Origin of the sequence: Bacillus sp. GMa5/1 (genome assembly GCF_050172015.1) — a bacterium.
Lineage (GTDB): Bacteria > Bacillota > Bacilli > Bacillales > Bacillaceae_G > Bacillus_A > Bacillus_A cereus.
In genome coordinates, this window is the sequence record NZ_JBNLYC010000012.1 from 52,164 (window position 1) to 66,230 (window position 14,067).

Genomic DNA, 14,067 nt, shown 5'->3' on the forward strand with positions numbered 1-14,067 from the left:
AAGCGGCGCTATTTAGCCCGCTTTTTTTATTCTATTAGGAGGTATTATGATGATTAAGTTAATTGTAAATGCAGATGATTTCGGTCTTACAGAAGGTACAAATTACGGCATTATTGATGGGCATATAAATGGACTTGTAAATTCAACGACGATGATGATGAATATGCCAGGAACAGAGCATGCGGTACGCTTAGCGAAAGAGTATAACCTACTCGGAGTAGGCGTACATCTCGTATTAACAGCAGGGGAACCACTTCTTGGAGACGTACCATCACTTGTAGGTAGCGACGGATCGTTTCATAAACAAAGTGTTGTAAGGGAAGGGAATATAAATCCAGAAGAAGTTGAGAGAGAGTGGACTGCTCAAATTGAGAAATTCCTATCTTACGGATTAACACCAACTCATTTAGATAGTCATCATCATGTACACGGATTACCGATCTTACACGATGTTCTTGAGAGATTAGCAGCTAAATATAATGTTCCAATTCGTCGTTGTGGGGAAGATAGAGCGGTGCATCCATTTTCTGATGTATTTTACAGTGACTTTTATGCGGATGGTGTGACGGAAGATTACTTTGTGAAGTTAAAAGAAAGAGTACAAGGTGAACAAACGGTAGAAATTATGGTTCATCCAGCTTATATTGATCCAGAGCTTGTGAAGCGTTCTTCTTACGTAATGGATCGTGTGAAGGAATTGCGTATTTTAACAGAGAGTGAGTTGCCTGAAGGGATAGAACTTGTGAAGTTTTAATAGAAAAACGACGGCTACATCATGCCGTCGTTTTTTATTTACAAAATGGATAGAATATATCCGCCAAAAGCTCCAAGTATAACGATAACCCAAGGCGGTGCTTTCCAAAAAGCTAGTAAGCAAAAAAGAAGCGAAGCGAAAACGAAATCTGAAGCATTTATAATTGTACTCGTCCAAATGGGATCGTAAAAAGCGGCAATTAAAATACCAACAACTGCGGCGTTAACACCAAGTAGTGCGCCTTGTATGAATGATATTTTTCTCACACTGTTCCAAAATGGTAAAACACCAATAACGAGTAAGAAAGCAGGGAGGAAAATTGCAATTGTTGCGATTGTTGCCCCAAGCGTCCCGTTTAACACTGCTCCTATATACGAGGCGAATGTAAATAGTGGTCCTGGTACTGCTTGTGTTAATCCGTATCCAGCTAGGAACTGTTCTTTCGTCATCATGCCGTTTTGTACGAACTCACCTTCAAGAAGGGGCAGCACGACGTGTCCTCCTCCAAATACAAGTGCGCCAGAGCGATAGAAACTGTCAAATAAAGCGATGTAATAAGAGAACGGCCTTAATATTGGTAGCAGTAGTAATAGTCCAAAGAATAAGACGAGGCAAGAAACTGCTATCTTTTTTGAAATAGGTACTCTTATATTTTGAGATTGGCTAATTGGTTGGTTGCGATATAAAAACCAACCGATAAAGCCACATATTATAATAAGGATGACTTGTGTCCAACTACTTGGCCATAATAAGGCGATTGCGGCAGTTACAATCGCAATCGTTGCACGATTTCGATCTGGAGTTAACTTTCGCGCCATTCCCCATATGGCATGAGCGACAATAGCGACTGCTACAAGTTTTAGTCCATGAATCCAGCCAGCACTTCCAAGATCGAACTGATTAAGGAATGAGGCGAAGAAAACCAAAACAAGCACAGACGGTAAAGTGAATCCAATCCATGAAATAATAGCTCCTAAAAGCCCGCCCCTTAATAATCCAACCCCCATACCGACTTGACTGCTGGCAGGACCAGGAAGGAATTGACATAGCGCTACTAAATCTCCATAGCTTCGTTCATCCATCCATTTTCTTTTTTGCACGTATTCGTGGTGGAAATAGCCGAGATGAGCGACAGGACCGCCGAATGAAGTAAGTCCTAATTTAAATGAGACGAGAAAAATCTCTAATAATGTATGAAAAGTGTATTTGTTAGTTTTCAATGGAACCTCCTATAATGTTTTTCTATGTGCATTATACAAGAGACTTTCAATCTACAGGAACAATCACAATGTAAAGATTTTGTGAATCTTTTCTTTGTAATTAAAATTGAAAAAGTCATAAATGATTATGTTTAAACCATAAAGTAGTAGAAGTAGTGCTGGGAAATTTATATAAGGAGAATGCCTTATGACAACACATTTCTTTGCCAGGTTAGCAGGTAAGAGGGAAGTGCCTCCTGTAAATACAGAAGCTTTTGGGGTAGCAGAGTTTATTTTTAGTGATGATTTAACGAAATTGCATTACAGAGTAATACTAAAAAATATAGAAAAGGTTACATCGTGTCAAATTCATTTAGGGAAGTCTACTCAAATTGGTCCTGTTGTTTTATATTTGTATGGTCCACTGGAGCAAGGGATTAGCTTGAACGAGGGAAGTATTACTGGTGTAGTGAATGTGGAGGATTTTGAGGGACCTTTACAAGGGAAATCATTTGTACATTTACTTCAAGAAATTATTCAAGCAAATGTATATGTTAATGTCCATACGAAATCACAAAAAAGAGGAGAAATAAGAGGGCGAGTTAGAAAAGTAAAGAAATAGAGGGAAAGGCTGTCCATATGTTGGAACAGCCTTTTCTCATTATATAAGGTGCTAGTTTTAGCAATTATTGTCGGTAAATCGATATATTTTGAAAATCGCTGATATAACTCACGTTACGGTCGATATTTTTAAAAACGGCCTCGATTAATTTTTCACAGGCTGATTTTTAATAAAGAAGTCCATAACATAAAATACTTCGTCATCAGGTATTTGTATTTCAAATGTATTTTCAATTGGTTGCAACGCTTTTTTTACTTTCATATACATCCAGTACTCATCTTGTCTTCTTTTCTCTTTATCAGGGTGAGGAAGAAGGCTTTCTCCTTTTTGAAGACGGTCAACCATACAGCTCATATGCAGAATAACACCCATTAAGCTATCAGGAGTTAGCTGTAAGGAAATTAATTCCTGAATTGTATTTAATGCGTAACGAATTGTTTTGATTAGTAATGCTCCATCGTTACGCTGCATTTGTTGTTCAAGAATATCCGCCATTTTTGCATATGTTTCTTCATACGTAATTAATTCTTGAATGGGCTGAATCGCTGTGTAGTTTACGATGTCTTGGAAATGATATGTTAAGCATGGTACTTGCACATCGAAATTCGTGACGATACAAATGATGTTACGCTCTTTTTTTATGTTCTCAATCATTTTCGTTAAATCTTTTTCATGGACGATACTAATTGGTATAATTTCAATTAAGTCTTTATCAAATCGTAAATAGTTCTCTAACATTTTTTGAATAGCTAAAGCACTTCCTTCACCAGTTAAGCAAGCTGTTAAAATAACAGATTTCATTGGAGAGAGAGGTTTTTTCTTTTCTTCTTGTACGTTTAAGTAAAATGGTGTTAAATTTTTTACTGTTTCATACAGCGCATCTAATGAATAACCGAGCTGAGCTTTTCGAGCTGCTTCTAGTGCGTGTGGTGTGCTCGTCATCGAGAGAACACGTACAGGGATTTTGAACTCCGTTTCTAATATGTCACCGATATAAGCAAGTGACCCCATATCGACAAGTAAGAGAAGCCCATTTACATTTTGTAGTGTTTTCATATACACTTTCACACGTTCCAAGAAATCTTTCGGTGATTCGTGTAACGGCATATCAATACCGGTTACTTCCTCAATGCCGAGAAGTTCGTTTGCGACGTTTGCCATTTCAGTTGCGATGCCATTACCGTGTGCTAATATTAATACTTTTACTTCTGTTTGTGAGGCAGGAATTGGATCAACAACGAAGAACATTGTTAAAAAGCCAGCTTCATCAATAGGCATTGTTATTTGTAATTCTTCCTCCAGTAGTTGAATGCATTGCATAGCTACGGAAAAAGCTTCTTTATATTTCGTACGAATCTGATTTAATTGTGGGTGATGTATTTGTTTTCCGCTTTGTAAACGTTGTAGAGTTGTCTGTACATGTAAACTTAAAGCGAGAAATACTTTTTCATCAAACGTCTTAGATAAATGCTTTTCAGCAAGTTCCGCTATTTTTTCACATACGGAAACGATATTACGATCCACAATTTTAAAAACATTTTCATGGCTTGTTTTTTTTGATATTTGGTTAAAATATTGTACGAAAAAGCTTTGAACATCATTTTCTATTAGTAATTCTAATTCTTCCTCTTCAATACCACGTGCTTGAAGTTCTTCGTATTTATAATCAATATAATCGTAAATAGAGGAGCGTTTTTCATCTTCTGTTTTATGATTACTCCAACCTTCCTCACCTGTAAATACAAATGTTTCATTTGGTATTTGGTATAAGTGACGGCTCTTCCTTTCAATGAACAACCCTTCTTTCATATACCAAGGTAAATCTGTACTTGAAACATAGACAGAATCACGTTTCTTTGTGACCAAATCAGAATAGGCTTTCGCACAGGCAATTTGAACATCTGTTTTTAATTGACCAATGTTATTGGGACAATTGTAAAAGACGAAAGCACGCATTGCATTTGGGCTAACGTGAATGTCTTTTCGTAGACGAATTGCTTCATTTGTGAAAAATAGCTGTAGTAAAGCAAAGCGCTCTTTATGTGTACGCTCACGAAGTGGTGGCAGCGTAACAGTCATTGGTATACGTCTTGTAAATGTTTTTAATAAAAATGAATTTGGTTCTTCTGTTGTTGCAGTAATGATTAATACTTGTGCTTTACGTTCGTTCTCTGTTTCTCCAAGGCGGCGGTATACTCCGCGGTCAATAAAGGTGAAAAGCATTTCTTGTCCCTCTGGAGGCAGGCGATGTACTTCATCTAAGAAAAGAATTCCTTCATGTGCTTTTTCAATTAACCCTTTTTGATCACTTGCTCCTGTATAAGCTCCTTTTTTAATCCCAAATAATTGCCCGAGTAGTAGCTGTGGATTATTTGCGTAATCAGCACAGTTAAAGACGATAAATGGTGCATCTTTGGGAAGCTGTTCAACTTCAATTGCATATTCGTGCATTAAAGAAGCAAACATAGACTTTCCGACCCCTGTTTCTCCCAGTAGTAAAGTATGCATACCGTTTGGAGGATAGAGAATAGAAGCTTTCGCTTTTTCAATTGCAATTTTAAGGCTCGTATTTTCAATTGCAAATGTATCTAATGAAGTTATGTCTTTTGAATGCGTTTCCAACGAAGTGTTCGTTTCTATGTAAAAACGAACAGGTCGCGTATTTGTTTTTAATAAACGTTTATCTTTTACAAGTTTGTTTAAATCGCTACTTACATTGGCGCGATCTAGTTGCAGAAATGTAGCGAGTTCTGATGCGGTTACACCTTCTGTATAATTGCCTTTTTGTATTGCGTTAAAAATGAGATCTATTCGTTTCATTTCTATTCACCTCGAAACTTCATCACTATTTAAAATTTTACACAAAAATGGGAAGGGTGGGAAGAGAAAAATAAAACAGCTTTAGCACATAGGCACTAAAGCTGTTACAATCTTGTGTCTTTCCAAAAATTCACCTTGAGATGAGAAGAAGGATTATAGGGAAGAAGTTTGTATCCTTGTGACTGTAAATAATCAATTACTTTTGGCAGTATTTGTACGGTTACACTCGAATCATGCATTAAAATGACTTCGACTTGTTCATCACTTTGGTTACGTACTCTTTCGAGTATGGCAGAAGGATTGTCATAGCTTTTCCAGTCGTATGTATCGATCGTCCAATCCCACATTTTATACTGGGCCGATACAAGTGCGTCACGGTAATTCTTTTTTAAGTAAGGCATACTACCATATGGAACGCGAACGAGATGTGTATTTAATTTCGTAACTTGCTGGACAATGCTTTGTGTTTGCTCCATTTCTGCAATTAAAGTGGAAGGGTCACCAGTGTAAAGGCGTTTTACATCATGTGACATGCTGTGGAGCCCGATATAATGTCCTTCTTTAATTAATCGTTGCATCGTTTTTGTGTAATGTGGCACTTTTCCGCCAATAACAAAGAAAGTTGCTTTTCCGTTCTTTTCTTTTAAGATGTTTAAAATTTGTGTAGTATATTTGTTTGGCCCGTCATCAAATGTTAAGTACGCAATTTTTTGTGTAGGAGAAGTTGTTTCAGTATTTGGATGATATTCAGCAGGAATAACAGTTGTTGCTTCAGTATTAGATGATACGTACATAGTAATCGTTAAAAATAAAATAATACATTGAAATACTCGCTTGATCATAACATTCACCCTCAGTTTGACAATCAAGATGTAAAAAAGAAAACTTGATACTTTTCTTATTATGTATATCTTTCTCCAATAGAGGAACTCTCAAACAATCTATATTTTGGAAATATAAAATGAGAATAAAAAATAGCATCCTCTTATAAGAAAGAGGATGCTATTTGAATATTTCATAATTGAAAAGGCTATACTACAATTAGTCTTCGCGTTTTTTCACTTTTTTATAAAAGGAAATGATTGGTTTGTAGCGTTCATGTACAAGCCCGATTATTTCAGCGATGATTTCTGTGAAGAAAATCAAAGCGAAAAGAAGAATAATGGATAACCATAACGTTGCACTAGTGAAAATAATGGCATTTACACTAAAGAAAATACCGAATGCGTATATAATTAGTACCGTTTTGCGATGAGAGAATCCCATTGCAAGTAAGCGGTGATGTAAATGCGATTTATCTGGTGCTGAAATAGGTTTTTTATTTACGATACGACGGATGATTGCAAATATCGTATCAAATATAGGTACACCTAAAATGATAATTGGAACGATAAAACTGAATAACGTTACACTTTTGTATAATCCAAGTAACGATATAACAGAAATACAGTATCCTAAAAATAGTGCTCCTGTATCTCCCATGAAAATTTTTGCTGGATGGAAGTTGTAGAATAAAAATCCAATTGTACTTGCTAATATAATTAATGCAAGTGGCAAGATAATAGCTGTTCCAGTACCCCATGGGCTAGTAAAGGCCATATATGCTAGCGTTGCAAGTACGATAGATGAAATCCCAGCAGATAATCCATCTAAGCCGTCAATTAAGTTGATTGCATTCGTAATACCTACAAGCCAAAATACTGTAATTGGATAAGCAAGCCATCCAAGTTCAGTATCCCCAAGGAATGGGATATATAATACTTGCACTAATAATCCACTTTTTACAATCATAATGGCAACTAACAGTTGTCCACCGAATTTTACTCTCGCAGATAACTCGTACATATCATCTAAAATTCCGATGATTACAATGATAATCGCACCTAGCGTTATCGATAACATTCTTTGTTCATATAAGCCGCCGACAACAAATCCTACAGCTACACCAATAAATATTGCCAACCCGCCAAGACGTGGCATAATCTTTTGGTGCACTTTACGTGCGTTTGGCTTATCTGTCGCTCCTATTTTAAAAGCTAATTTAATAACTAAAGGAGTAACGACGAGTACAGTGATGAAAGATGCCAAAATGGCATAAATCACTTGTGAGTCCATTAATACCCCACCCTTTATAGTCTAACGTAATTTTTTTTTGAAAATATATTTATCTGAAAATTATGATGTTTATTTACAGGCTCATAACATATGGTATCACAAAAAGATTAGAATTCAATCTTTTTTTCTTTTTACGGTTAATGGAAGCGGATAGAATATATGACAATTGTATATAGAATGTTGAATCATATAAGAAGGTTAATCGTACTGGGCTTTGGAATGTAACATTTCCTCTTTTTCTTCAATAGTGAATACTTTTATTTCAGTATTATAAGTGTTGCACGTAGAAATGAGTAAGTTTCGTGTTAAAATGTGGGAATTTATCACGCGTGACCTGGCAGCCTGATTCTCACTGATTAAGTTTTACTTTATAGTGCATTTAATTTTACAAAAACTTTAAAAAAAGTAAGGGAAGTAATTCATATAATGAAGAAGGAAAAGGGTTTTCTCATTTTTAATATGAGAGGGGGAAGCGCAGGGAGAGTTCTATATTTCATATCTTTTCTATTGTAAATTCCTGTGCGAAAAGGAAATGAAAATTACGATAGTAGGTACTGGATATGTTGGATTGATTACAGGAGTAGGATTGGCAAAATTAGGGCATTCAGTTACATGTTTTGATATAGATGATGAAAAAATTGAACGGATAAAACAAGGGGATTTACCTATTTATGAGGCCAGATTACATGAATTAATAAATTATGCATATGAGAATAATGCTTTAACTTTTACATCAAATAAAGAAGAGGCATTTGATGATGTAGAGTTTATATTTATTGCAGTTGGAACACCACCGTTATTAGATGGGACGGCAGATTTAACGTATATTCAGAGTGCTTGTAACGATATTGGATTATATGCGACGAACGATATTATTGTTGTTACGAAAAGTACAGTTCCAGTAGGTACAAATGATGTAATGAAGGGATGGATTGAGGAGAAGTTAAAAGGGAGGCATACAGTACATATTGTATCGAATCCAGAGTTTTTGCGTGAGGGTTCAGGTATTTATGATTTCTTTCATGGAGATCGTATTGTAATTGGAGCGGATAGTAAGGAAGTAGCAAGAAGAGTAGAGAGTTTGTATAGTCAATTATGCTTAGAAACGTATGTTACAGATATTAAAAGTGCGGAGATGATTAAATACGCGTCGAACGCCTTTTTAGCTACAAAGATTAGTTTCATTAATGAAATTTCAAATATATGTGAGAAGGTAGGCGCGAATGTATTGGATGTTGCCAAAGGGATGGGAATGGATAAGAGAATCGGTGCATCTTTTTTAAATGCGGGCATTGGCTACGGAGGGTCGTGTTTTCCGAAAGATACGAAAGCACTGGTACAAATTGCGGGAAATGTTGCTCATGATTTTCGTTTGTTAAAAGCAGTTATTGAAGTAAATAATAAGCAACAGCTGCTATTGATTGAAAAAGCGGAAAAAGTCATGAACATGAATAAAAAGCGGATTGCAGTTCTTGGCGCATCCTTTAAACCGAATACGGATGATATTAGAGAGGCATCATCTCTTATTATAATAGAAGCATTAATTAATATAGGTGCAGATATTGTTCTTTATGACCCAAAAGCAATTCAATATGTAAAGAATATATTTGGAGATGCTATACAATATAGTAGATGTATAGATGAATCGATTAGAGATGCGAGTGCGGTTTTTATCGTAACAGAATGGGGAGATATTCAAACTTATCCGTTAGAAAAGTACGTACAACTTATGAGGGAGCCTATTTTATTTGATGGGAGAAATTGTTATACTGATGAAGATGTTAAGAAACAAAAGATAGATTATTACTCGGTGGGAAGAAAAAGTATTTGTAATAGAAAAGTTTCTGTTATGCGTTAAAAAGGGATGTACTCATGTATATTTTTATATGTCATAATAGAAGCTGTAATTAGTGAAAGAAAAGAGGCAATCACATGACTGAACGTTTAAAAGTAATGACAATTTTCGGGACACGTCCAGAAGCAATTAAAATGGCACCTCTTGTATTAGAGTTGCAAAAACACCCAGAAAAAATTGAATCGATTGTGACTGTAACAGCACAACATCGCCAAATGTTAGATCAAGTATTAAGTATCTTTGGAATTACGCCAGATTTCGATTTAAATATTATGAAAGACCGCCAAACTTTAATTGATGTTACAACGCGTGGTTTAGAAGGTTTGGATAAAGTAATGAAAGAAGCGAAGCCGGATATTGTACTTGTACATGGTGATACAACAACAACATTTATTGCAAGTTTAGCTGCTTTTTATAATCAAATTCCAGTAGGTCATGTTGAGGCGGGCCTTCGTACATGGGATAAGTATTCTCCATACCCAGAAGAGATGAATCGTCAATTAACAGGTGTAATGGCGGATCTTCATTTCTCACCGACAGCAAAATCAGCAACGAACTTACAGAAGGAAAATAAAGATGAGTCACGTATTTTCATTACAGGAAATACAGCGATTGACGCACTACAAACGACTGTAAAAGAAACATATAGTCATCCTGTACTAGAGAAACTTGGAAATGATCGTCTTGTACTTATGACAGCTCACCGCCGTGAAAACTTAGGTGAACCGATGCGTAATATGTTCCGTGCAATTAAGCGTCTTGTTGACAAACATGAAGATGTACAAGTTGTGTACCCTGTTCATATGAACCCTGTTGTTCGTGAAATAGCAAATGAAATTTTAGGTGAACATAACCGTATTCATTTAATTGAGCCGCTAGATGTAATTGATTTCCACAATGTTGCAGCTCGTTCATACTTAATGTTAACGGATTCTGGTGGTGTACAAGAAGAAGCTCCATCACTTGGTGTACCAGTTCTTGTTCTTCGTGATACAACAGAGCGCCCTGAAGGTATTGAAGCAGGTACGCTGAAATTAGCAGGAACAGACGAAGAGACAATCTTTGGTCTTGCTGATGAGCTGTTATCAGATAAAGAAGCTCATGATAAGATGGCGAAAGCATCTAACCCTTACGGTGATGGTCGTGCATCAGAGCGTATTGTAGAAGCAATTTTACAGCACTTTAATAAGTAAATAAAAAAGGCCCAATCGCATAGATTGGGCCTTTTTGTTACGGCTGATTGCGCATAATCCACTCTGCATGAGCATTTGTAGAAGGTGGCGGATCAGTTGGTGTTTTATTTTGGTTTGTTGCTTTTTTTGTTTGTTCGTTAGAATTAGAACTTGAATTTGAATCAGGATTTGAATTGTTTTTTGTAGTTGGATTTTTTGCTTTTTCTCCTAATTCTTTTTCAATTTCGTTACGCACCGTTTCGACACTGATTGGATCTGGAAGGAAGTAATAAATACCGCCTATCTTTTTGTCTTCGCCTTCAAGCTTTAACGTTTGTATTGTAGAAGGATCAAATCCAGAGAGTTTATTGTAAAGAGCAAGTCCGTCTGAAATAGGAATGTCGGTTTTTATATATTTTCCAACTACAGTCGTTAAATCTTTAATTTTAAATACAGTAGAGGTGGAGTTTAGCTTTTGGGCAACAGCGGCCAGTAATTGTCTTTGTCTAGCAGCACGACCATAATCGCCATTTGGATCTTGCTTTCGCATACGGACGTAAGCAAGTGCTTCTTCACCGTTTAAGTTTTGCTGTCCTTGCTTAAATTGAATTTTTTTGTAGTAATCCACGTCAGAGCGCTCCCAAAAATCGAAGGGTACGTCAACGGTAACACCGCCAACAGCATCAACGATACCTTTAAAGCCTTGGAAATCAATTTTAATATAATGGTCTACAGGAACTTTTAGAAAACCTTCTACAGTTTTGATTGCCATTTCCTCTCCACCGTAAGCATGAGCGGCATTAATTTTGTCTTCTTTTCCCTTTCCAACAATCAGAACGCGGCTATCACGAGGAATGCTCATAAGCGAAATCTTTTTAGTTTTCGGATTGACTGTTGCAAACATTAATGAGTCTGTACGACCATTTTGACCATCTGTCGCATAATCTTCTATACCCATAATGAGAATTGTAAAAGGTTCCTTTGTAATTTCTACATCTTCGTTTCTTAAATCCGATTTTTCACGAGTAAAACCACTATACATCCCCATAAGAGAAGAGTAAGAATTTAACACATAAACTCCTATGCTGCCAAATAAAAATGCGAAAATAAGGAAGAAGAAAAGTTTCCTTCTTCGCTTCTTTTTTATTCTGCTATTTTGGAGATGATAATAACGTTCTTCCATATATAATCTCCTTAGTTCGTTAGTTCATTTGTAGGGAAGTAATTCACTACATTAATCTTTGAAGGTGATAAATGGGTTATTCTTAGATAACATCTTGTTCTAAGTACAACATATCTCCTTCTGTAATTGTACATTTCCCGTTTGTTAATTCAATCATCCAATCTGTAAATGCTTGTTTGCCGTCTTCTTCTACATACGTATCAAATGTGACATTTTCTAGATAATGAATATCTTTAATGGCATATTTTGAATTGCGTAATTCATTTTCCACTTTGCCAAGTAATGTGTAATCAATCTCGGTTTGCATCACACGCATTAGTTTTCGCTGGACAACACCGACATGATTAATGCCTTCGCTTGTACACTTTCCATATGCACGAATTAATCCACCTGCGCCAAGTTTAATGCCACCAAAATAGCGTGTTACGACGACGACGGTATCTTTTAGTCCGCGTTTTTTTAGTACCTCTAACATTGGTACGCCAGCTGTACCGCTAGGCTCACCGTCATCATTTGCCTTTTGAATATGATCTTGTTCGCCAATTAAATAAGCGGAACAATTATGTGTTGCATTCCAATGTTGTTTTTTTATTTTTTGTATAAATTCTTGAGCCTCTTCCTCAGTTGTTGCTCGGCTAATATAACAAATAAATCTTGATTTTTGAATGACGATTTCGTGTTCGCCGTAGTCTTTGATTGTAAAATATTGTAATAGCACTTGTGTACGCCCCTATCTATCAAAATGACTAGTACTTTCCATTTTAAAAGCGAGCCTTTTTATATTCAAACATTTTTTCTAAATATGCTGAAGTTTTTGGTGAGTATTTTATCTTTTTGTTGTAATTTGTCGAGATGGTAGGTATAATTTCAACCGGCATTTTCATGTATGGATGCACCATTTGTAGTTTTCGTGTAAAATTAGGAAATAAAACTTTTTATAAGGCAGGTACGAAAATGAAAATAGCTATTGTTACTGATAGTACGGCATATATACCGAAGCAAATTCGTGATGAACTCAATATATATATGATTCCATTAAACGTTGTGTTTGGAACAGAATCTTATCAAGAAGAAGCTGAAATTTCAGCAGATGATTTTTATGTGAAAGTACGTGAACAAGAGGAACTTCCAAAAACTTCTCAACCAGCAATCGGAAAGTTTGTTGAGCTATATGAAGAACTAGCTAAAGATTATGATGCAGTTATTAGTATTCACCTATCAAGTGGAATTAGTGGTACATATCAAACATCAACAACAGCTGGACAGATGGTAGAAGGTATTGATGTATACACGTATGACTCTGAAATTAGTTGTGAAGTACAAGGATTTTATGTGCGTGAAGGTGCAAAGTTAGCAAGTGAAGGAAAGAATCCAAAAGAGATTATCGCTCGTTTTGATGAAATGAAGAAAACGATGGACGCCTATTTTGTAGTTGATGATTTACATCATTTACAACGTGGTGGTCGATTAAATAGCGCGCAAGCTTTCATCGGCAGTCTGTTACAAGTGAAGCCAGTTTTATATTTTAGAGATAAAATCATTATTCCGTTTGAAAAGATTCGTACACGTAAAAAAGCATTAAAACGTATCATTGAAATTTTTGATGAGCAAGCAAGTAAAGGTGTACCTATGGAAGCAGTTATCATTCATGCGCAACGTGAAGAGGAAGCGAATGAATGGAAGAAAGAATTAGAAGCAAAATATCCTCACGTCACAATTCGTACAGGTTATTTTGGAGCTGTAATTGGTACGCACTTAGGTGAAGGTGCATTAGGTCTTGGATGGTATACGAAGTAATAAAGATATAAAAAGCTCTCTTTTTAAGAGGGTTTTTTTACGGGTATGTTACGTTTAGTTGACAAGTTAATATTTGGAAATGGTAAAATGTACGTAAAATAAAATAATGAGGAAAGTTTTATAACTTACTTTTTACAAGAAACTATATTATAATGGAAGAGAGGTGAAACATATGGAGCATAATTCTTGTTTATGTCCAAAGTTTGAGTCAGCTTTTACTCTGCTTAGTAAGAAGTGGACTGGCTTAATTATTAAATCTTTGCTTGAAGAGTCGAAACGTTTTAGAGAAATCGCAGATATTATCCCAAATATGAGCGATCGTATGTTGTCAGAGCGTTTAAAGGAATTGGAAAGCGAGGGCATTGTAGTTCGTAATGTCTATCCAGAAGTACCAGTTCGAATCGAGTATGGCTTAACTGACAAGGGAAAAGCGTTAGAAAGTGTTATGGATGAGGTCCAAAATTGGGCTGAGAAATGGATGAAGTAGTATTTCATTTGTATTCGTATATTTAATAAAACGTAAGGAATTCCTTACGTTTTTTCTTTGTTT

The 14,067-nt window shown here is 35.9% G+C and carries 12 protein-coding genes; 6 read left to right on the forward strand and 6 right to left on the reverse strand.

All coding sequences use genetic code 11. The annotated features are described in order from the left end of the window. The first annotated feature begins 49 nt into the window (after positions 1-49). Positions 50-754 carry a chitin disaccharide deacetylase gene (chbG, locus tag ACQGSG_RS05385; protein WP_000593488.1) on the forward strand — a complete coding sequence of 235 codons (705 nt, stop codon included), beginning with the start codon at positions 50-52 and terminating at the stop codon, positions 752-754. Positions 755-792: 38 nt separating this feature from the next. Here the strand turns inward: chbG and ACQGSG_RS05390 are convergent, their stop codons facing one another. After that, on the reverse strand, positions 793-1,974 hold the full coding sequence (locus ACQGSG_RS05390) for a chromate transporter (RefSeq protein ID WP_097995643.1): 1,182 nt from the start codon (positions 1,972-1,974) through the stop codon (positions 793-795). Positions 1,975-2,161: 187 nt separating this feature from the next. On the opposite strand from ACQGSG_RS05390, the gene exsM reads away from it, so the two are divergent. Further along, complete coding sequence (gene exsM, locus ACQGSG_RS05395; RefSeq protein WP_325842554.1) at positions 2,162-2,575, forward strand: exosporium regulatory protein ExsM; 414 nt, start codon at positions 2,162-2,164, stop codon at positions 2,573-2,575. 144 nt (positions 2,576-2,719) lie between these two features. Here exsM and ACQGSG_RS05400 read toward each other — a convergent pair whose 3' ends face one another. The 3 genes from ACQGSG_RS05400 to ACQGSG_RS05410 all read right to left on the reverse strand — a co-directional run bounded on the left by ACQGSG_RS05400 (position 2,720) and on the right by ACQGSG_RS05410 (position 7,510). Next, positions 2,720-5,395 carry a PRD domain-containing protein gene (locus tag ACQGSG_RS05400; RefSeq protein WP_000820967.1) on the reverse strand — a complete coding sequence of 892 codons (2,676 nt, stop codon included), beginning with the start codon at positions 5,393-5,395 and terminating at the stop codon, positions 2,720-2,722. 104 nt (positions 5,396-5,499) lie between these two features. Further along, positions 5,500-6,237 carry a polysaccharide deacetylase family protein gene (locus ACQGSG_RS05405; protein WP_000597152.1) on the reverse strand — a complete coding sequence of 246 codons (738 nt, stop codon included), beginning with the start codon at positions 6,235-6,237 and terminating at the stop codon, positions 5,500-5,502. Between the two features lie 199 nt (positions 6,238-6,436). After that, positions 6,437-7,510 carry a glycosyltransferase family 4 protein gene (locus tag ACQGSG_RS05410; RefSeq protein WP_000378319.1) on the reverse strand — a complete coding sequence of 358 codons (1,074 nt, stop codon included), beginning with the start codon at positions 7,508-7,510 and terminating at the stop codon, positions 6,437-6,439. Between the two features lie 532 nt (positions 7,511-8,042). Between ACQGSG_RS05410 and ACQGSG_RS05415 the strand changes: the two genes are divergently transcribed. Together ACQGSG_RS05415 and wecB are read left to right on the forward strand one after the other, a co-directional pair. After that, a complete protein-coding gene (locus ACQGSG_RS05415; RefSeq protein WP_426947059.1) occupies positions 8,043-9,368 on the forward strand; it encodes a UDP-glucose dehydrogenase family protein in 1,326 nt (441 codons plus the stop codon). Positions 9,369-9,442: 74 nt separating this feature from the next. Beyond that, entirely contained in the window at positions 9,443-10,558 is a 1,116-nt protein-coding gene (gene wecB / locus ACQGSG_RS05420) for a non-hydrolyzing UDP-N-acetylglucosamine 2-epimerase (protein ID WP_000140145.1), read from the forward strand. Between the two features lie 37 nt (positions 10,559-10,595). Here the strand turns inward: wecB and ACQGSG_RS05425 are convergent, their stop codons facing one another. Continuing rightward, positions 10,596-11,720: an LCP family protein gene (locus tag ACQGSG_RS05425; RefSeq protein ID WP_325842556.1), complete on the reverse strand. Its 1,125-nt coding sequence runs from the start codon at positions 11,718-11,720 to the stop codon at positions 10,596-10,598. Positions 11,721-11,802: 82 nt separating this feature from the next. Continuing rightward, on the reverse strand, positions 11,803-12,438 hold the full coding sequence (locus ACQGSG_RS05430) for a YigZ family protein (protein ID WP_000926665.1): 636 nt from the start codon (positions 12,436-12,438) through the stop codon (positions 11,803-11,805). A gap of 236 nt (positions 12,439-12,674) precedes the next feature. On the opposite strand from ACQGSG_RS05430, the gene ACQGSG_RS05435 reads away from it, so the two are divergent. Further along, the gene (locus ACQGSG_RS05435; protein WP_000684725.1) at positions 12,675-13,517 is read left to right on the forward strand and encodes a DegV family protein; all 843 of its coding nucleotides are present in this window, start codon (positions 12,675-12,677) and stop codon (positions 13,515-13,517) included. Between the two features lie 172 nt (positions 13,518-13,689). Then, positions 13,690-14,004, forward strand: a complete 315-nt coding sequence (locus ACQGSG_RS05440; RefSeq protein ID WP_000400857.1) for a winged helix-turn-helix transcriptional regulator — start codon at positions 13,690-13,692, stop codon at positions 14,002-14,004. Positions 14,005-14,067: the final 63 nt, after the last annotated feature.